The organism is Pedobacter sp. PACM 27299, from assembly GCF_001412655.1.
In the GTDB taxonomy this organism is placed as follows: domain Bacteria; phylum Bacteroidota; class Bacteroidia; order Sphingobacteriales; family Sphingobacteriaceae; genus Pedobacter.
Window position 1 is genome coordinate 1,293,083 of sequence record NZ_CP012996.1, and the last position, 21,401, is coordinate 1,314,483.

The window sequence follows — 21,401 nt, forward strand, 5'->3', positions numbered from 1 at the left end:
TTGTGGTATTTCGTGGTGCTCAGCAAGGCATCATTTCGATCGTCCATTCCAGGATTTTTCGATCCTCATATTTTAGTACGCTCAATCAAGGCGGCGGAAGTTTTTCAGCCGCTTATTTTTTGAAATGTTTTTTCCGGTCATGGAATACCACCAGCGAAGGGAGGAGATTATAGAATCAATACAAATGTTCCCCCAACAATTAATAGGGCACCGATGGCAGTTTTTATAGTCAATGTTTCACCAAGAAATAACACAGAAAGTAAAATCGTAATGGCCACACTTGCTTTATCCAGCGGAGCGACCTGAGAAACTTTTCCTATCTGCAGGGCTTTAAAATAAAATATCCAGGAAAGGCCGGTAGCAATACCAGAAAGAATCAAAAACGTCCAGTTCATACGGGATAAACCTCCCAATCCACTTTCCGCATGCTTGTAAAATACCATGCTCCATGCCAATACCAAAATAACCAGGGTGCGAATGGCTGTAGCGAGATCGGTGTCCACGCCTTTGATCCCGATCTTTGCAAGAATTGCCGTTAAGGAGGCGAAAAGGGCCGATAGTAGAGCATAGATCCACCACATAGTTTTTTATTTTAAAAATAAGGAATAATTCTGTAGGAATCTGGTAGTTAAGTTTCTAACTGTAGCTCCGCGAAAATGGGTATAAACCAGCGGATGGCAATTGTGGAATCATGGAACTTCAAAAAGTACACAGATTCTCGAGGTAGCTTAGGCTCCATAAAATGATTACACCTTTAATTTAACCTTATGAGAAGATTCCTGTTACTTTTTTTACTGATGCTCGGTTTTTCCTTCGTAAATGCCCAGAATATTAAAATTACACTCTCCGGACGTATCAAAGACAGCCATACCAAATTACCGCTCTCCTTTGTAAATGTAGGCCTGAAATCTGTAAAAGACAGCAGTTTTATTACTGGTACTGTTACTGATGATCAGGGCTTCTTCAAATTGGAAGAAATGAAAAGTGGAAGTTATCTTTTGATCATTTCTTTCATGGGACATCAAACGAAGCGGCAGACGGTATCAATAGGGCAGCTGACTCCCTTTCTTGACCTGGGCTGGATCGAATTGCAGAGCGAAGTTAAAACCCTCACAGAAGTCGTTATTTCTGGTAAAACAGAAAGCCTGAGCAGTAAAATGGATAAGAAAACTTTTAATATGGCAGATCAGCTGAGCCAGGGAGGAGGTTCTGTATTACAGGCGATGAAAAACCTGCCGGGGATCAGCACAAGTTCAGATGGGAAAATCATGCTTCGCGGCAGTGATAAAGTAGCAGTGCTTATTGATGGTCGACAAACCGCATTAACCGGCTTTGGTGGACAAAACGGACTGGATAACATCCCGGCATCTGCCATAGAACGTATTGAAATTATCAATAATCCCTCGGCAAAATTTGATGCAAATGGCAACGCAGGGATTATTAACATCATCTATAAGCAGCAGAAACAGGAAGGATGGAATGGTAAAATTGGCTTAACAACAGGCCTGGGGGCGATTTGGGAGAAAAAAGAAAACCTGCCAGGTATTCGTCCGCAATATCAGGGAACGCCAAAAATTAACCCCTCTCTTTCCCTAAATTATCGTAAAAATAAGTTGAATACTTTTATGCAGGCAGACTGGCTGTATACGCAAACCCTGAACCGGAATGAATTTTCGACCCGGATTTATGACACTGCTGAGGTCATCCGGCAGCAAGTGAAACGGAACAGAAATACGTCTTATGCGACATTGAAAACTGGTGCCGACTGGAATCCAGATGATCACAATTTGTTCTCCTTCTCAGGCTTGTTTAATCGGGAAAAGATCATTGACAGGGGAGATATTCCTTATTTTAATGAAGATTTATCCAGCAGGTATCGCCTCTGGCAATTTCTGGAAGATGAAGTAAAATATACGGCAACAGCTACGGCTTCCTATCAGCATAAATTTAAGCAGCCGGGGCACTTGCTCAATGCCGGGTTTAATTATACTTTCCACCGTGAAGATGAGCAGTACTTTTTTACCAATATCATGCCTGCATTTACTGGGGAAGATGCTTTTAAATTGCTTTCTGACGAGCGTGTCGCTGATTTCAATGTGGATTATGTACGTCCGCTAAAACATGGCAGAGTAGAAGCAGGAATGAAATTCCGAAACAGGACCATTCCCGTAAATATGCAGTTTTTTCCTGGCCTGAATTCTCCGCTGGATGTGAATGCAGGCGGTTGGGCGGATTATAAAGAAACCATTCCCGCCTTATATGGGAATTACGTTTTCGAAAGCTCAAAAGTGGAACTGGAAGCAGGGCTGAGGATGGAATATGTGAAAGTGAGCTATGATGTAAACCCCAATCACCCGACCTATAAAAGTAGTGGATATGACTATACGCGCCCTTTTCCAAACCTGCGCTTCGCCTATAAACTCGATGACCAAAATAAACTCTCTGTATTTTATAACCGTAGAGTAGATCGACCAAATGAGGTAGACATTCGTATTTTTCCTAAATATGATGAGCCGGAAGTGATCAAAGTAGGAAATCCGGGGTTACGTCCTCAGTTTACCAATAGCCTGGAGCTGGGTTACAAGACCAATTGGAACAAAGGGTCTTTCTATTTTGCAGCTTATCGTCGAAATACGGAAGGTACGATTACCAGGATTGCCACGCAAGCCCCTGGAAGTAACCTGATTTACAATGTATTTCAAAATGCCGGACACAGCAGCAATACAGGCGGGGAAATGGTAGCCCAGCAACAAATGAGTCCCTGGCTTACCCTGAACCTGAATGGAAACATTTATCAGAATAAAATTGATGCTTTTACCGTGGAGAATCTCTATCCCGTTCCTGTGATTTATACCGCCAAAAAAGATAACTTGATTTCAGGAAATCTGAAGTTAAACGCTTTAATGAAGTTTCCGGAATTTGCAGAACTGCAGCTGACCGGGATTTATCTGGCACCAGATCTGGTCCCGCAAGGAAGAATTGCTTCGCGATTTTCTATGGATATGGGATTTAAAAAGACTTTACAAAAAGGGAAAGGAGAGCTGTTCTTAAATGGAACTGATATTTTGAATACACTGCAAATTAAAAAGAATATTTATGGTAATGGTTTTCAATTGATCAGTACAGATTATTATGAAACTCAGGTATTCAGATTGGCTTACAGCTATAAATTTTAATCAAAAAATAAGGTTGGAAAACTAATTTTTCAACCTTATTTTTAAGAGTTCTTGCGCCATTAATGCTTCATCCTTTCCCATTCTTTCCATGGCTAAAGTTATTTCTTTGCAAACTTATCTGCAATCAGGTTTAAGTTTAAGCCGTGCTCCATATAGGCTTTTAATCCATCCAGAACGGTAGTGAAACCGCCGCTTGCCCCATTGATTTCTGCGATTAATTCCTCAGCAGAAGTTTGGAAACCGTATCTAATCAGCATCTGCGCTTCTACAAAAGGACCGTTAGTTTTCATGTGATTTTATTTAAAAGCCCAAATGATTTTTTTAGACAGTTGAAAATACAATTTGATCAAGAATCCCAGTTTTAACCGAAATATGGTGTAAAACAGGGATTCCTTGATATAATTAAGGGTTAATTAAACCTCTTTTTCTCAGCATCGGTTTAATATCTGGCTGATGCCCGCGGAAATTATAGAACATTTTGCCCAGGTCTTCCGTATTTCCTTTTGACAAGATCATATCACGGAAACGCTGTCCATTAGCTCTGGAAAGCCCGCCATTCTCTTCAAACCAGGAATAAGCATCGTTTTCTAACATGGAAGTCCAGGTATAGGCATAATATCCTGCCGCATAGCCATTGCTCCAGATGTGTAAGAAATAGCTGGAACGGTAACGTGGTGGCACCTCATACAAGTCTAGTTTTGTTTTCTTCAGCGCATTCGCTTCAAATTGATCTACATTTTGCAATGGTAGATTTGGTGCTAAAGTATGCCATTGTAAATCAAGTTCTGCAGCAGACAGCGCTTCTGTAAATTCATATCCCTGATTAAATGTACTTGCTTTCTTAATCTTGTCCAGCAATTGCTGCGGCATCGGCTGACCTGTTTTATAATGCAGCGCATAATGTTTCAGGATTTTCGGATCTGTAGCCCAGTGTTCATTGAACTGTGATGGGAATTCTACATAATCACGGGCCACATTGGTACCCGACAAACTCACATACTGCTGATCTGCGAATAATCCATGGAGGCCATGGCCAAATTCATGGAACATCGTGATCACATCATCAAAACTAATCAATGCAGGCTCGCCATCTTTAGGTTTAGTAAAATTGCAGACATTGTAAATCACTGGGATTGTACCCAGTTTTTTGGATTGAGGAACCACATTGTCCATCCAGGCGCCACCATTTTTATTGTCGCGTTTGTAATAATCGGTGTAAAATAAACCCAGCTGACTACCATCTTTGTCCATCACATCAAAAACACGAACATCTTTTTGGTATACAGGAAGGTCTTTACGTTCTTTAAAAGTGATGCCATACAACTGATTTGCGGCATAAAACACGCCTTTTTCTAATACAGTATCCAGCTCAAAGTAAGGCTTGATTTCGTTTTCATCCAGGTCATATTTCGCCTTGCGTACCTGCTCGGAATAGAAGTTCCAATCCCATGGGGCCAATTTGAAACCTCCTTTTTGCTGGTCGATCACCGCCTGTATGTCTTTTGCTTCTGCTCTGGCTTTTGCAGTGGATGCAGGTACCAGCTGACTAAAGAAACTGGCTACCGCTTCCGGTGTTTTTGCCATCTGATCCTGAAGTTTCCAACTCGCATAGTTTTTAAAACCTAAAAGCTGCGCCTGAGTTGCACGGATTTGTGCAATTCTGGAAATTACTTCTCTGGTATCATTGGCATCGCCTTTTTCTGCACGGGTCCAGGAAGCATTGAATAGTTTTTCACGTGCTGCACGATCTGCCATTCCTGATAATGGTGGCTGCTGTGTAGTATTCGCTAATCCTTTTCCTGCTGCCAGCAGTTTGGTGCCAAAACTGGTGCTCAAACTCGCTTCTTCTTTATTCAATGCTTTTAGCTTTTCTTTATCGGCTTCGGAAAGTTTTGCTCCCGATAATTCAAATCGCTGGTAATAATAATCCAGTAGTTTTTTTGATTCCGGATCTAAAGTTAACTTTTCGCGCTGCTGATAAACGGCTTCTACGCGCTTAAATAGTTTGGTGTTCAGGTAAATCGCATCATTGTTGGCCGTTAATTTTGGTGCTTCCTCTTCCTGGATTTTTTGCAGTTCAGGATTGGTGTTTGCACCGGTCAGCAAGTTGAAAACCCGGTTCACACGGCCAAGTAACTGCCCGCTGTTTTCAATAGCGAGGATGGTATTTTCAAATGTTGGCGCTTGCGTATCGTCAATAATCTTTTGTATTTCCTCCATCTGCTGTTTCATTCCAGCTTCAATTGCCGGTTGAAAATCGCTGTCTTTGATCTTATCGAAGGCAGGTGCCTGAAAAGGAAGTTTGCTGGGCTCAAAAAATGGGTTAGCAGAAGAGAAGTCTTCGCTGCTCGCCGCAGTTTTCTTTTGTGACTGGTTACAAGCCCCGGTGATTGCAAATAGGGCTAGTAATGGGAGGTAAGATATTCGTCTCATAGTTTATAATAGAAGTTAGTTATTTATAAAAATAAGGATTTATTAGTTAGATTACGAGAATATCGATTGTCTTGATCTGGCGCGATTCCTTCTTGCAATAATTGGATTTTTCCTTATTAATGCCAGAGATTCCAAAAGACAGGGGATGATTGACTACTGATTTAATAGACTTTATGTGTAGATATTCTATTATTTTTATATTTTCGTTCTGGGGAACTAAGTCTAATGTTGGAATATAAAATACTCAGTGATCGGGAATTGACCAGCCTGCTCAGAAAAGGTGATCAACTCGCCTACGCTGAGATTTATAATCGTCACAAAAATCTGCTTCAAAATCACCTGTATAAGAAATTAGGTGATCTGGAGTTAGTGAAGGATGTTTTACAGGATCTTTTTGTGAAACTGTGGGACAATAAATCAGAGATTCCACTCACTGATAACTTACCAGGATATTTATTCTGCGCGGCAAGAAATCGTGTTTTTAACCATTTGTCGCATAAGCAGGTGGAGTCTAAATACATCAATTCTATCCAGACTTTTATCAATGAGAACAATTACCTCACTGATCTGGCGGTAAGAGAGCATGAATTTGCCCGGATTATCCGTCAGGAGATCGAAGCCTTGCCACCGAAAATGAGGGAAGTTTTTGTCCTGAGCCGTGAAGGCCACCTTTCCCATGAGGAAATTGCGAAACAACTCCAGATTTCTTCGCAAACAGTTTCTAAACAAATCAGCAATGCCCTCAAAATTTTAAGAGTGAAATTGGGTGTGCTTTTCTACCTGCTGTAATCTCCATAAAAATATTTTTATTTTCTTCTACCTGTTGGGTATCCCTATAGCTGTCTTGCTATTAAACGGGAAAAATTCCTGATTATTTATGCAAAAAAAGACGCTACTGATTTATTAAAGAAATATCTGGCAGGAAATTGCTCAGAAGAAGAGTGTGGACTGCTGGAAACCTGGTATCTAAAATATGAGGAAAAAGCATTGCCAGAGGTTAGTCAGGAGACAAAAGATGCGCGGCTGGAGGAAATCTGGGCTTTTCTTTCGAAAAGAATGGAGACGAGGTTTGAGGAGACAATACCATCAATCCCGCTACGCAAAACTTCGCTGGTTTGGACAAAAATTGCAGTCGCGGCAACCATATTATTCGCTTTAAGTATTGCTTTTTATTTCTATAATATCCCATATAAAACAGGTATAGCTCCTCGGGAACAGCTCAGTCAATCTAAAATAAACCCTGTTCATCAAAAAGCGATGCTCACACTCGCGGATGGAAGGAGAATAACTTTAGATGAAGCAGAAAACGGCGAAATTGCCGAACAGGGCGGGGTCATTATCACTAAAACCAAGGATGGTCAGCTGGTTTATGAAGGCTCAGCAAATGAAGGCTCAGTAACTGAAAAATCAACAACTGAAGGTTCAGCAAGTACAGCCGCGGCCCGGGGAAACGCTCCTAATAAAATAGAGACACCTAAAGGCGGACAATATCAGGTGAACCTGCCTGATGGCACAAAAGTATGGCTGAATGCAGCTTCTTCTTTAAGTTATCCGGTATCATTTACCGGGGATAAACGAGAAGTAAAATTGCTTGGTGAGGCTTATTTTGAAGTGGCTAAAAATAAGAATATGCCTTTCGTAGTATATAGTAAAGGGCAGGAAGTAGAAGTTTTGGGAACGCATTTCAATGTGAATGCTTATCCCGATGAAGCAAAGACAAAAACGACCTTGCTGGAAGGAAGTGTCAAAGTGAAACTGCTGGTTGCAAAAGGAACAGCGCTCCTTAAACCCGGTCAGCAGTCCGTTTATGAAGGAGATCAGCTGGATGTGAATGCGATTGACGTTGCTGAGGTCATTGCCTGGAAAGAGGGTTATTTTCTTTTTCAGGATGAGGACATCAGGTCGATTATGAGAAAAATTGCAAGGTGGTATGATGTGGAGATAGTTTATGCAGCTAATATCAGCCCTAAAGAAATTGGTGGACGAATTTCCCGGAACAAGTCCCTGGACTACGTGTTAAGAACACTCTCCAGGACTGATAAATTTAACTTTAAAGTAGAAGGAAGGAGGGTTACAGTGATGCCTTAAATTTTACGATCTCAAAGGCCTGTAACAAAAAAACCAGAAGCGTTGAAGCCGCTCCTGGCTGATTAAAGTTTTTACAGGTACCCATTACAAAAACACGAAAGTATTATAAATGACCAGGAACGAGGTTAATGGCATTGCTGTGCCTCGTTCATAAAAAACCAACTAAACCAAATGTATGAATTTATAACCTTTAATTCCTACGACTATCGTCGTATGAAACGCAAATTATTATTGACAATGAAACTGACCGTACTGTTGTTAATGTCCTGTTTATTGCAAGTGAGTGCTGCAGGTTTTGCTCAAAATAAAATTACGTTGTCCCAGAAAAATGCTCCCCTGAGAAAGGTGTTGAATGAGATCTCGAAACAAAGCGGCTTCGACCTGATCTTTGTTTCAGACGCTTTGAAACTGGCAAAACCAGTAGACATTCAAGTGAAAGCAGTGAGTCTGGAGGAGGCTTTGAAGCTTTGTTTTAAAGATCAACCGCTGGTTGGTTATTCCATTGAAGGCCAAAGCGTGATTGTGAAAGATAAAAAAATAAACCCGGTTCTGCTCAGTCAGCAGATTGGACAGTTAGTGGTGGAGATAAAAGGAACAGTGCTAGACGAAACCGGTCAGGCCGTTCCCGGAGCAACAGTAAAAGTGAAGGGGACTGGGCAAGGGGCGGTTACAGATACCAACGGACAGTTTCTTTTGAAAGGCGTAGAAGAGCATGCCACATTAGTAGTTTCTTACCTGGGTTATATCAGTCAGGAAGTAAAGCTAAATGGGCAAAAGCAAATTACGGTGAAGCTGCTGGTTGACTTAGGACTGCTGAATGAGGTAGTGGTGGTAGGTTACGGGGTCCAAAAGAAAGTAAATCTGACTGGTGCCGTTTCTGTCGTAAAAGGTGATGAGCTGGAAAACAGACCGGTGGCGAATGCTACACAAAGTTTACAAGGACTGGCTCCCGGACTAAATGTTTCAGTAGCTGGAAATACCAAACCCGGACAAAGTTTCAATGTCAACATCAGAGGTGCAGGAAATTTAAGTCAGAGTGATGGTGCTTTTGTATTGGTCGATGGAATGGCGATGTCCTTATCGGATGTAAATCCCAATGATATCGAATCTATTTCCGTATTAAAAGACGCCGCTGCATCGGCAATTTATGGGGCAAGAGCACCTTATGGGGTGATTTTGGTGACTACAAAAAAGGGAGCAGCAGATCGTACCAGCATTTCCTATTCTGCCAATGTGGGCTTAACCTCTCCACTTTTACTGCCGCAGATGGCCAACTCTTATGATTTTGCAAAGTTCTTTAATAGTGCGACTTTCAACGCCACAGGAAGCAAGCAATATTCTGATGAGAAACTGGCTTTATTGCAGCAATACATCAATAATCCTACTGGAATGAACATCTTTCCTGAAGCCAATGATAATTACTATTCCAACTGGGAAAATACCGCGAATGGAGTGGCCAATACCGATTGGTTTGCTTTTCACTACAAACTTTTTGCAGTACGACAGTCGCACAACGTAAGCGCCAGCGGAGGAAATAAAAATACGCAGTTTTATGTGTCTGGTGCCTATTACAATGAAGGGGGAAGCCTGCGTTATGCGGATATCAATTTCGACAGGTATAACCTGAATGCCAATATCAGTACGCAATTGGCGAGCTGGGTAAAACTAAAGTTGAATACCAAATTTACACAGTCTACTTATAAATCTCCATTCAGCGGATTTGAAGATTTATTCTTTCATAACCTGGCCAGGATGAGACCAAATATCTCTCCTTACGACCTGAACGGGAATTTCTCTGAGATGTCTAACGTCCCTTACCTTCAATCTGGTTCCAGCGATGTGACCAAAGAAAGAACGCTGGCGATTTTACCGGGCCTGGAATTGGAACCGGTTAAAAACTGGAAGATCATGGCAGATTTTAACCTTTTGAATAAAAATATCAATGAGGATATTTTAAAATTGCCAGGCCAGATTTATGGGATTGATGGTACGCCTAAATTTGTCAACAGATCAGAATACAACATCCCATTGCAGGGTGGCTATGAGCGTCACGTGAGGGGAACCAATTATTTTTCCCCAAATGTTTATACTTCTTATAATTTTACCCTGAATGAGGACCATAACTTTTCTGCGATGCTGGGTTTTCAGCAGGAACTGAATGAATATAACAGGCTGACTTCTTCCGTTCAGGATTTGATCAGCCCGGGCAGACCTGGGTTATCCCTGGCCACAGGGAACCAGACCACTACTGAAGAACGCACGCATTGGGGCACACAGGGCTTTTTTGGCAGGTTCAACTACAACTACAAAAGTAAATACCTGGTAGAGATCAATGGCAGATATGATGGTTCTTCCCGCTTTGCCTCGGACAGCAGATGGGGATTTTTCCCTTCCTTCTCTTTAGGGTATAACATCGCTCAGGAGAAATTTATGGAGCCGCTGAAGGAACAAATCAGTCTGTTGAAACTTCGTGGATCTTATGGTTTCTTAGGCAATCAATCTGGTGCCGGTTTGTACGCTTATGCGCAGACGATGAACATTGTTGTTCCGGGACCATCCGGTGCAGGTGGACCATGGTATTATCAAAATGGCAGAGAAGGTTATATCAAGGCACCAGACCCTTTTAATCCTGAAATTACCTGGGAAAAGGTGCAGAATGGAAATATCGGATTAGACTTTGAAGCCTTAAAAGGCCACCTTTCCGGAAGTATTGATGTTTACCAGAGGAGTACGAAAGATATGTTGGGCCCATCATTGGATGTGGCAGATATGTTTGGGGGCATCCCTCCAAAAAGTAACAATGCCAACCTTAGAACCAGAGGCTGGGAGCTCTCCCTGAACTGGCGTGATAAGCTGGACAATGGCATCCAATATTCCCTTGGCGTGATGCTGTCAGATAATAAATCTGTGGTGACGAAATACCAGAATCCTACCAAAAGCGATCCGGGAGGTGAAAAAAGCTGGTATGAAGGAAAACAAGTGGGAGAAATCTGGGGATATCGGGCTTCCGGTCTGATTCAGACGGCAGAAGAAGCTGCAGCCTTTAATAAACTGAACCATTCGTTTCTTTCACCGGTAAACTGGGTGCCTGGAGACGTGAATTACCTGGACCTGAATGTTGATGGAAAGATCAATAACGGCGCTAATGTATTGGGAGATATGGGCGATAAAACCATTATAGGAAACAGTACCCCGAGGTATGCTTACTCCTTCAATGGTTCCATTCAATGGAAAGGGATTTCTGTTTCTGCCTTATTTCAGGGCATAGGAAAAAGAGATTATGCACCGGGATCTGGTGATGTTTATTTCTGGGGAGCAGGAGCCTTAGCTCAGGTCACCGTATTTAAACAGCACCTGGATTATTGGACACCTGAAAATACAGGCGCATACTATCCGAATCCTTATGCCGCTCCAGCTGGTTCAATAGGCACTTTTACAAGTAAAACACAGCAGGTTGTAGATCGGTATGTGCAGAATGCCGCTTATTTAAGGCTGAAAAATGCCACCATTAGTTACTCTTTACCGGAACAATGGATTAAAAAAGTAAAACTGAGCAAGGTGAATGTATTTGTAACCGGAGAAAACCTATTTACAATCACCAAGCTGGCTAAAATGCTGGACCCGGAAACGATCAGCGGAGGATATGCTCCTGGAAAAATTTACCCGCTCAGCAGGGTGTATGCAATGGGCGTAAATGTTGGTTTTTAAAAGATAAGAAAATGAAAAAGAATTTAAATATATGCGTGTTACTAGGCTTGCTGTGTGTCTTTTCTGCTTGTAAGAAAGGCTTTCTTGACCTTGAGCCACTAGATACCTTAAGTACCACCAATAGTCTGGCATCTACCAATGAGTTGAGAATGTATATGAACCAGTTTTATCAGGGAACTCAGCTGAATCAGAGTGTTGTGCCGAATGTGGATATTTATCCAGAATCTTTTCCGTTACAGCCTAGAGATGTAGGTGGTGCAGGAATTGCCTTTAATGATGCAGGAACTGACAATATGATCTTCTCTGCGGTAAACACCCGAACCAGCGGGCTGTTCTCCCTGAGCGCCGCACCTGCGATTAAGGAATATGTGGCGGTAAGGAACCTGAATTATTTCTTCGAAAACTTTAAAAATGCAAAGGGAAATGCGACAGAGAATAATAAGTTTTTAGGGGAAGCGAGATTTTTCAGGGCCTACTACTATTTTGCCATGCTGAAAAGAATCGGGCCGGTAACCTGGGTAAATAAGGTATTGCCGGGAGAGAGAGAGGTGATGGAAGTGCCGAGAGCCTCCAGAACTTTAATCGTCGATTCTGTATTGGCAGATTTGGATCAGGCAGTGGCTTTATTGCCTGCAGTAAATAACAGTGCCAGTATGCGCCTGCATAAAGATGTGGCATTGGCTTTTAAATCCAGGGTAGCCCTTTATGAAGCGACCTGGCAGAAGTACCATAAAGCTAAAAACGATCCCTTTTTTACTAAAGATATCGGTCCTGAAAAGATTCAAAGCTATTTTGAACAGGCACGTGACGCCGCATCGGCGGTGATGACCGGTGGTAAATGGTCGATTTATACTACTGGTAAACCGCTGGAAGATTATGGCAACCTTTTTATCACCACAGATCTATCCACCAATTCAGAAGTCCTGCTTTGGAAAAAATATAATGCCAATGACAATATTGCCCATAGTGTGAGCAAATATACCTCTACAGGAGGGGCCGATCTGGGCTTAACCTTATCTCTCGTGGATGATTATTTAACCAGAGATGGCAGGCCATTTGTAGGCACTGAGCGTGCAGAAGCACAAAAAGTATATGCCAAAGAACTGAGCCCTTCGCTGAGGGACCCACGATTGGGGCAAACCGTAGCGCTTCCGGGAAAACCTTTAAAACCAGCCGTAGTGGTTCCGGGATATCCGCCGATCAACCAGACTGGCTTTAACAAAAGTACCACGGGTTACCCGTTGTATAAATTCCTGGAATATAACAATGCCGCTGCGGTTGCTGATGACCTTAAAAGTGTGGCCCCGGCAATTATTTTCCGTTATGCCGAAGTTCTGTTAAACTATGCAGAAGCAGTTGCCGAGTTAGGTGGCGATCCTGCCGCCATCGCAAATGCGCTGAATCCATTGAGAATACGTGCTGGAATGCCTGCTGTCGATTTTAACAGAGAGTACAATACCGATGCTGGTTATCCTTTCCGCAGTTTGAGCAATGTGATTCAGGCAGTAAGAAGAGAACGAAGGGTAGAGTTCGCCGCTGAAGGAATGCGCTTAGATGACATCCTGCGCTGGGCAGCAGCAGGAGAACTGCTAATTGGAAAACGCCAGTTAGGGACGCTTTTTGTAGGTAGCGACATGACCAGCCAGAATGCTGCAGGTGGATTTTACAGCAGTTCATTGCTGTATTATGATACCGCACCAGCAGGGAAATCTGTCAATCTTTACTTAAATGGCAATGCTGGTGATGCGCAGCGGTACATCGATCCTTATAAAAGTGTGCTGCCAAATGGCGCGGGTTTTAATCCGCAGAGAGATTATTTGATGCCGATTCAACAGCGAATGATACAGTTAACAGCAGGTCAATGGGCTCAAAATCCAGGATGGTAACCACAATCTAAACTAAAAGAAATGAAGACAATCGATTATAAATTGAAAATCAATCCTAAATTGAAATTACTGCTTTATGTGCTGATCATTGGCCTGGCCTCCTCTTGTAAAAAGGAGGTAGGTTCGCCAAAACCATTACCTACTCCTTTTTCTGCAGTGGTAGAAGGTGGGGGGAGCTCCTTTCCCGCTGCCGGTGGGAAACTGAATATCGTGATCAGCGCTGGCGCCGACGGCTGGTGGATTACGAGTTCGCAACCCGATTGGCTAACTATTACCAGGATGTACGGCTCGGGGGATTTTAAGCTTCCGGTCACGATAAAAGCAAATACAACTGGACAGGCAAGGGTACTTACTATAAATGTAAATCCTACCTTTAACCTTCCACCTGTTACATTTAATATAAACCAAGATTAATGAAATCTTTCAGGCGGTAGGTTAGACCGCCTGAATTTTAAACCTAAACACCCTAAAATGAAAAGAATTTCCCTGTTATTTTTATTGCTCTGCGGACACTTAACCCATGCCCAGCAGCAGCCCAACATCATCATTATTGTTTCCGACGACCATGCTTTTCAATCTATTGGTGCCTATGGCAGTAAACTGATGAAAACACCATCTATTGATAGAATTGCGAAGGAAGGAGTCCGTTTTGATAAAGGGTACGTAACCAATTCTATTTGCGGCCCAAGTCGCGCGGTGATCTTAACCGGTAAATACAGCCATAAAAATGGCTTTAAAGACAATGAAAATTCCAAATTTGATGGCAGTCAGGATTCTTTTGTGAAACAATTGAGGACTGGCGGTTACCAAACCGCATGGATTGGCAAATGGCATTTGGAAACTACGCCGCAAGGATTTGACCATTGGCAGGTATTGCCGGACCAGGGACAATATTATAACCCGGATTTCCTGATGCAGGATGGAACAAAGAAAAGATATGAAGGTTATGTCACCAATGTGGTAGAAGATGTAGCGGAAGATTGGTTGGATCAGCGTGATCAGTCGAAGCCTTTCTGCCTGGTGATCGGTCATAAAGCAACCCACCGCGTGTGGTTGCCGGATACTGCAGACATGGGGATGTTCGATAAAGTAAAATTCCCTTTGCCGCATAATTTCTATGATGACTATAAAACCCGTGAAGCGGCAAAAATTCAGGACATGAGCATTGCTAAAACCATGGTGATGGGCTATGATTTGAAGATGTTTGGTTCAGAAGCCGAAGCAGACAGAGAAGGTTCCGTGAAAAGAATGAACCCTGCGCAAAGGGCGAAATTTAATGCTTATTATGAGCCTATCGCAGCAGATCTAAAAGCCAGGAATTTAACGGGTAAGGCATTAACGGAATGGAAATTCCAGCATTATATGCAGGATTACCTGAGTACAGCTGCCTCTTTAGACCGTAATATTGGTAGAACACTGGATTACCTGGATAAAAAAGGGCTGACCAAAAATACCATCGTCATTTATATGTCTGATCAGGGGTTTTACCTGGGTGAGCATGGCTGGTTCGACAAAAGATTCATTTATGAAGAGTCTTTCCGTACGCCAATGGTAATGCGTTACCCTGGTGTGATTAAACCTGGTTCAGTTTCTAAAGATTTTGTGATGAATCTGGACATTGCTCCAACCATGCTGGACGCAGCAGGTATTGTCATTCCTAAAGATGTACAAGGGAAATCAATGCTTCCTCAGCTAAAAGACAGTAAAAATGCCGGTAGAAAGGTGATGTTTTACCATTATTATGAAAATGGAGAACATTCGGTATCGCCTCATTTTGGCATTAGAAACAGCAGGTATAAGCTGATCCGCTTCTATAAACGTGTGAACAGCTGGGAGCTTTTTGACTTGCAGAAAGATCCTAATGAGCTGAATAATTTATATGGACAGAAAGGTTATGAAAAGATTACCGATCAAATGAAAAAGGAACTGGATGCGCAGATCGCAAATTATGAAGATCAGGATGCTGCAGCTATTCTAGCGAAAGGTATATAATAGGCTAAGACATGACGTTGCATCTTTATTACCACAATAAAATCTAAAGGATCGACCTTTAAAAATCAATTAAATGATATATTTGCGGCAATGAAAACGATAAAACACTTATTTCTACTGGTTTGCACAGCGGCATGCTTTGCAGGTTGTTCCAAAGATTTTGATCAGGATAAACAAGCTAAACAAGATACAGAGCTGATTAAAAAGTTTATTGCTGAACATAACATTCCTGATGTAAAAGAAGACGCGTCAGGGATTTTTTACCAAATTATCGACCGTGGTGCTGGTACCGTAATTTACTCTGCTAATACTTCGATTTCGGCGAAATACGTGGGAAGATTATTGAATGGTAGTGTATTTGATGACGGAAGAGGAGAGACAATTGATTTCAAACTGGGTGGTGTTATTCCAGGATGGCAAATTGGAATTCCTAAGATTCAAAAAGGCGGAGAAATCCGGTTATTGATTCCTTCTCATTTGGCTTACGGAAATTCTTCTCCATCAGGTGCAATTCCTAAAAATTCAGTATTAGATTTTACAGTGAAATTAATTGACGCTAAATAAGCGGATCAAATATTTAAAACAAAAAATGTCCTGTAACAGCTGTTACAGGACATTTTTTGTTTTACAAAGCACTTGTTTTTAGGCGCTTTCGTAAAGTTTGAAGCTTGTTGATAAAGCCAATTGCTTTCCTTTTTTGTCATTTGCAGCAGCATGATGCTGGTTTTGGCGGGAAAGACCCCTGTTTTTGTCGCATTTACGGAGCGTTATATCAGAAGCTTCGTGTTATATTTGAATTGCTGAACGGTTGTTGGAATTAATTCTATGATCAGTTGGAATTAATCCGGTGATCAATTGGAAACAATTCGATAAACGACTGGAATTAATTGACTGATCAATTGGAGTCAAATCCACTGATTCCTAAAAGCTATACCTTAAAAATTGAAATCATGAAAAAGCTGGAATTTAAAACGATGATCAATGCTGCTCCGGAGAAAATATGGGAAGTATTGCTGGGTAAGGATACTTATCCGATCTGGACTGCGGTATTTGCGGAAGGCTCCAACGTAAAGACGGACTGGAAGAAGGGAAGTAAAGCGATTTTTCTGGATGGCAAGGGAAATGGAATGGTTTCTGAGATTGCTGAAAATATCCCGGCCAAATTTTTATCCATCAGACATCTTGGAGATGTGATCAATGGAAAGGAAGACCTGGAAAGCGAGAAAGTAAAAGAATGGGCAGGTGCATACGAAAATTACACGCTGACTGAAGTTAATGGGCAAACAGAATGGAGCATCAGCCTTGATATTGTGGAGGACTATGAAGATTATATGATGGATACCTGGCCTCAGGCTTTAAAGAAAGTGAAGGAACTGGCAGAAAATAAGGAGTAATTCTCCTTATTTTCTTAGGCATAGCATTTATCTTTTTAGCGCGTAAAAATAGCCATTGGAGTCGCCAAAATAAACCAGGTCTTTATCTACTATTGGTGTAGAGAGGATTGCTCCTAAAGCAAGGATTCTTTTTTCTACTTCCAAATAGTTCTTTCCATCCGGATCAATATCTTTTCGGACGGCGTCCTTTTCATCGAATAATGCGGAATAGCGCTTTTTGCTTTCTTCGGTTTGAAAAGTCGCATTCACCTTTCCGGATTCAGGATCTACAAAATACAGTCGGCCATTGAAACAGCCGAAAACCAATTCCTTATCCATAAAAGCAGCAGCGCCATAAACCCTCATATTGAGTGGTAAAATCCATTTTATATCACCATAAGTGCTGCCCATACTATAAAATCGATGGGTATCCGAAGTGCCCACAAACAGATGCTCATGATTAAGCAGGGGGGGAGCAATGATCCAGCTGCCACTTTCTTTCCTGTTCCATAACCCAGTTCCGGTTTTTAAGCTGAGCGAATATATATTGAAATCCCGGCTGCCAAAGAGGACTGCATTTTCGGTTGCCGCTGCCGCTTTCTGTATCTCCCCTTTTGGGAAATACAGATCTCCTACGGTTTTAAATTTCCAGATGAGCGTCCCTGATTTACTATCCAGGGCATAAAATGACCCATCATAACTACCTACCAGTACTTTGTGGTCTTTAATCAGCGGTGTAGCATGTACAATGCCTCCGGTTTTAAAAGACCAGTGCTGTTTTCCGCTGGCTACATCAACTGCGTAAATGCTGCTGTCTCCACTGCCAAAATAAACCATCTGATCAGCCACAACGGGAGAGGAGAGGTAATAATCCCAGGCATCATATTGCTGTTCTCCTTTAGTGGCAAAGCTCCAGATCAGTTTTCCATTTTCATGATCCAATGCGTATACTTTTCCATCGGCACTGGAGAAAATTACCATATTGCCATGGATCAATGGATCTGAATGTATTGCGCCTTTGGTTTTAAATTTCCACTGGACCTTACCTGAAAGTTTGTTTAATGCGTAGAAACTGTGATCGCCGCTTCCAAAATAAACCAGGTTCTGATGAATTGCGGCTGTGCTGTATACTGCCGTATCGGATTTAAATTTCCATAAAACACTGGGTTGTGAATTGCCATTCAGACTAAAAAGGAGGAAAGAGATCAGCATGGCTAAACGACTGAATCTGCTGAAAGTTGAGCGCATTATTTTCATAAGAATATCCGTTTTAAGAGCCTCACCCCTTTTAAGAGTGTGAAATGATTGAGCATTGAACCTATTTATAAATATATAAAAATAACTTAGCTGTAGAATTATTGCTTATTTTTAAGGAAAATAATAAGATGCATACAAACGCCCTCTCCATAGCCAATTATGCCTGAACAACCTGTATTCTCCAGTCATAAACGATTGCTGTTTGCTGTGCTGGTGTTCACTTTGTTGTTCGGCAGTACCAAAGGTTTTTCTCAAATCGCAGAGGTTAGAAAGCTGGAATCTATATTGCCGAAAGTTAAGGACAGTATCCTCTATACAGATGTACTGAATCGTATTGGCATGCTTTCCCACTTGCAATACCGGGATTCCTGTCTCTATTATGCGCAAAAAGCAGAGGCAATTGCCCTTAGACATCAGTATGAGAAAGGAGTGTCGGACGCATTTAATTGCCAGGGCATCTATTACATTGCGATTAATAACTACCTCTCTGTCAAGTATTTTAATGATGCACTTCAGATTTATAAAAAAATAGATGATCTGGAAGGGATTTGTCAGGTGAAGATGAACATGGCCACACTGATTTCGGTGAATAAATCGGGTGGTAATGCCCTGCAATATATTCAGGAAGCCTACGAAAATAGCAAGTCGCTGAAAAATGACTCTATCAGATCCATCCTTATCAGTAAATACCTGGACATCGATACCAGTTTAAGCAATCCGCAGTTTAAAGCGCTTTTTGACGAAGGGTATGCCATTGCTAAAAAATATCAGGACCATCGAATGATGATTTTATACAATGCCACGGCTGGTGTGACGCTATATGAGGAAGGCCAGAAACAGGTAGGGCTGGACACGCTGCTGAATGCCTTGAAACAAGCGGATCTGATGGGCTTCGAAAGTGTAAAAGTTTGGACTTATGCTGCGCTCAGTGATATGATGCTGGATCAGAAAAATGATCAGCTGGGCATCAATTACCTGACCAACGGACTGGAAGCATCTGAAGAATTCGGTTATGCGGAATATTATACCACCTTCGCAGAGAAGTTATATCGGTATTATAAATCACATGGACAGCCGGAAAAAGCCTATTATTATGTTTCTCTTTTATTAGCTAAAAGAGATCAAATTGCAAAGGCTGCGGATCAATCTGGCTATAATTACCTGAATTTCGCCCTGCGCGAAAATGAAAATCTGGAGCTTAAAAGTAAGGCAGATTCCAGGTCTCGGATGATGGTTTTATTGGGTTGTTTATTTGCACTCAGCGTGGCCTTGCTGTTTTTTGTATACCGCTCGCTGCGGGTAAAAAAAGAACATGCGGAAGCCCAGCGGAAACTGCATGAATTGACCCTGCGCCAGAATACAGAACTGCAGAAGACAAATCATTTCAATACCATGCTGATTTCTGTGATTGCACATGATGTCAGACAGCCGTTCAGTACGGTGGTGATGCTCTCCAGTATTTTTAATGAAGAGGTCGATTTGCTGGGAGAAGCTGAAAAGCTGGAAATCATGAGGGAGCTGAATGGAACCGCGCAAAAAAGCCTTTCCTTTATGGATGGGCTGTTGGAATGGATTAAATCGAAGAAGAATGGCTTTGAATACCATCCCGAAAAGCTGATGCTCAAAGCACTTATCCATGAAGGCAATACCTTTTTCCAGATGGGGCAGGTGAAGAAAATGATCCGTTTGGAATTGGAGGTTGCGGAAGAAGTCAGCGTATGCGCACACAAGCAAATGCTGCTTTTTATCCTGCGTAACATGCTGAACAATGCGACTAAGTTTTCGCCGGTTGGGGGCCTCATTACCGTTGCAATCGAGGAGAAAGCAGATGAAATCATCGTGAGCATTAAAGACCAGGGTGGAGGAATAAGCCAGGAAAAAATAGACCACCTTTTTACTTTAGCCGCTGCTGATGGAGAGGAAAATCACAACCATGGTGCCGGACTTGCCCTAAGTATTTCTTATGAGATGGCCAGTATCATGAATGCGAAAATTTACGCCAAAAGTGCATTGGGGCAGGGTACTACCTTTTTCTTGGTACTGAAGAAAAAAGTATAGTGCTTATTTGTTTGAATTGTGTAATTTTTGTTTTCGAAGTATAGTGTGATTTAGCTTTTTTACTGCCATTGAAGCGTTTTTTGGTGGAGATCTTCTTTGCTTTAGTTGAATTATGTAATCGCATGTTTGATTCTCATAATTCTCCCTGCTGGTAAATTGTTAATTTTGCCGCATCTATGATGACGAGTCTTTCTAAAACAAAAACAATAAAAGAAAAACATCAGCAAATCGCTACCTGGCTTGCTTTTGCTTTACTTCCTTTATCGGGCTTTGCTACCGATATTTATATCCCTTCGCTGCCTACAATGGCTGGCGTTTTGAATGTTTCCAGTATCCAGGTACAGCTTACCTTAAGTATTTTCCTGATCAGTTATGGGGTTTCCCAGTTATTTATCGGGAGTGTGCTCGATAGCTTTGGCAGGTATAAAGTTTGTCTGGTTTCTTTGCTGATCTTTGCAGCAGCGAGTCTGGTGATTGCCCTGACCCATAACATTTACCTGATTTATGCGATGCGTGTGATCCATGGACTTACCGTTGGCGCGATTGTAGTTGCGAAAAGAGCCTACTTTGTAGATGTTTTCAAAGGCGATGAATTGAAACATTACCTCAGCTTATTTTCTATTATCTGGTCTACCGGACCTATTGTTGCCCCTTTTGTTGGCGGGTATCTGCAAACAGCTTTCGGCTGGGAATCCAATTTCTATTTTCTGGCTGGCTTTGCCGTAGTTTTTGCGGTACTCGAACTGATCTACAGCGGGGAAACACTGGTGCATGTCACTGAGTTTAACTTCAGAAAGATTGTAAATATCTATCTGGAGATGATCAAAACTGCCAGTTTTACCTTGGGGATTGTGATGCTCGGATTGGCTTACTGTATGGTGATGGTGTACAATATGACCGGTCCATTTATCATAGAACATGAGCTTCATTTCTCTCCGGTGATCGCTGGTTACAGCTCATTGGTATTGGGTTTTGCCTGGATGGTAGGTGGCTTTATAGGTAAAGCAACAATCAATAAACCTTTCTTCAGCAGGCTAGCCTGGAATGTTGGCCTGCAGCTGGCATTCGTTGCCGTCATGATTTTGAGCCTGAACTTCATTAGTAACTTATATTCTTTGATCTTCTTTGCATTTATTATTCATGTGGGTGCAGGGTATACTTTCAACAATTATTTCACTTTCTGTCTGAGTAAATTCCCTAAAAATGCAGGAATTGCCGGCGGACTTACCGGAGGCTTCACTTATGTCATTGTTTCATTTTTAAGCTATGGCATTGTAAGTATTGTTCCTGCACAGGATGAAAGAAATCTGAGTTACAGTTATCTCATCCTGATACTATTGTCTATTATCATTATGTTTTTTATCTTTAAAATGAATAAGAAGCAACCAGATAGTGTGGCGGCATAGGTTGATTTTATTTTTGATTTTCCT

At 41.8% G+C, this 21,401-nt stretch carries 15 protein-coding genes; 11 read left to right on the top strand and 4 right to left on the bottom strand.

All coding sequences use genetic code 11. The features are described from left to right. Nucleotides 1-167 precede the first annotated feature (167 nt). Nucleotides 168-581 (bottom strand): EamA family transporter, encoded by a 414-nt coding sequence (locus AQ505_RS05525; RefSeq protein ID WP_062547259.1) that lies wholly within the window; start codon nt 579-581, stop codon nt 168-170. Nucleotides 582-767: 186 nt separating this feature from the next. On the opposite strand from AQ505_RS05525, the gene AQ505_RS05530 reads away from it, so the two are divergent. Further along, complete coding sequence (locus AQ505_RS05530; RefSeq protein ID WP_062547260.1) at nt 768-3,176, top strand: outer membrane beta-barrel family protein; 2,409 nt, start codon at nt 768-770, stop codon at nt 3,174-3,176. A gap of 98 nt (nt 3,177-3,274) precedes the next feature. Here AQ505_RS05530 and AQ505_RS05535 read toward each other — a convergent pair whose 3' ends face one another. Further along, nucleotides 3,275-3,466 (bottom strand): hypothetical protein, encoded by a 192-nt coding sequence (locus AQ505_RS05535; protein WP_062547261.1) that lies wholly within the window; start codon nt 3,464-3,466, stop codon nt 3,275-3,277. 112 nt (nt 3,467-3,578) lie between these two features. Then, nucleotides 3,579-5,609 carry a M3 family metallopeptidase gene (locus tag AQ505_RS05540; RefSeq protein ID WP_062547262.1) on the bottom strand — a complete coding sequence of 677 codons (2,031 nt, stop codon included), beginning with the start codon at nt 5,607-5,609 and terminating at the stop codon, nt 3,579-3,581. A 225-nt stretch (nt 5,610-5,834) separates the two neighbouring features. Between AQ505_RS05540 and AQ505_RS05545 the strand changes: the two genes are divergently transcribed. From AQ505_RS05545 to AQ505_RS05580, 8 genes are all read left to right on the top strand, one after another. Further along, nucleotides 5,835-6,398, top strand: coding sequence for an RNA polymerase sigma factor (locus AQ505_RS05545; protein ID WP_062547263.1), 564 nt, complete (start codon nt 5,835-5,837; stop codon nt 6,396-6,398). 198 nt (nt 6,399-6,596) lie between these two features. Continuing rightward, on the top strand, nt 6,597-7,697 hold the full coding sequence (locus AQ505_RS05550) for a FecR family protein (protein WP_157262201.1): 1,101 nt from the start codon (nt 6,597-6,599) through the stop codon (nt 7,695-7,697). 171 nt (nt 7,698-7,868) lie between these two features. Continuing rightward, a complete protein-coding gene (locus AQ505_RS05555) occupies nt 7,869-11,405 on the top strand; it encodes a SusC/RagA family TonB-linked outer membrane protein (protein ID WP_197286304.1) in 3,537 nt (1,178 codons plus the stop codon). An 11-nt stretch (nt 11,406-11,416) separates the two neighbouring features. Further along, nucleotides 11,417-13,291, top strand: a complete 1,875-nt coding sequence (locus AQ505_RS05560) for a RagB/SusD family nutrient uptake outer membrane protein (RefSeq protein ID WP_062547266.1) — start codon at nt 11,417-11,419, stop codon at nt 13,289-13,291. A 21-nt stretch (nt 13,292-13,312) separates the two neighbouring features. Continuing rightward, nucleotides 13,313-13,705 carry a BACON domain-containing protein gene (locus AQ505_RS05565; RefSeq protein WP_062547267.1) on the top strand — a complete coding sequence of 131 codons (393 nt, stop codon included), beginning with the start codon at nt 13,313-13,315 and terminating at the stop codon, nt 13,703-13,705. Between the two features lie 57 nt (nt 13,706-13,762). Continuing rightward, nucleotides 13,763-15,283 (top strand): sulfatase family protein, encoded by a 1,521-nt coding sequence (locus AQ505_RS05570; protein WP_062547268.1) that lies wholly within the window; start codon nt 13,763-13,765, stop codon nt 15,281-15,283. 90 nt (nt 15,284-15,373) lie between these two features. Beyond that, a complete protein-coding gene (locus AQ505_RS05575; protein ID WP_062547269.1) occupies nt 15,374-15,847 on the top strand; it encodes an FKBP-type peptidyl-prolyl cis-trans isomerase in 474 nt (157 codons plus the stop codon). Nucleotides 15,848-16,233: 386 nt separating this feature from the next. After that, the gene (locus AQ505_RS05580) at nt 16,234-16,677 is read left to right on the top strand and encodes an SRPBCC domain-containing protein (RefSeq protein WP_062550895.1); all 444 of its coding nucleotides are present in this window, start codon (nt 16,234-16,236) and stop codon (nt 16,675-16,677) included. A 27-nt stretch (nt 16,678-16,704) separates the two neighbouring features. Here AQ505_RS05580 and AQ505_RS05585 read toward each other — a convergent pair whose 3' ends face one another. Continuing rightward, on the bottom strand, nt 16,705-17,913 hold the full coding sequence (locus AQ505_RS05585) for an outer membrane protein assembly factor BamB family protein (RefSeq protein ID WP_082461424.1): 1,209 nt from the start codon (nt 17,911-17,913) through the stop codon (nt 16,705-16,707). Between the two features lie 159 nt (nt 17,914-18,072). Between AQ505_RS05585 and AQ505_RS05590 the strand changes: the two genes are divergently transcribed. Both AQ505_RS05590 and AQ505_RS05595 read left to right on the top strand, forming a co-directional pair. Further along, nucleotides 18,073-19,971 (top strand): sensor histidine kinase, encoded by a 1,899-nt coding sequence (locus AQ505_RS05590; protein ID WP_062547271.1) that lies wholly within the window; start codon nt 18,073-18,075, stop codon nt 19,969-19,971. A 176-nt stretch (nt 19,972-20,147) separates the two neighbouring features. Next, complete coding sequence (locus AQ505_RS05595) at nt 20,148-21,377, top strand: MFS transporter (RefSeq protein WP_062547272.1); 1,230 nt, start codon at nt 20,148-20,150, stop codon at nt 21,375-21,377. Nucleotides 21,378-21,401: the final 24 nt, after the last annotated feature.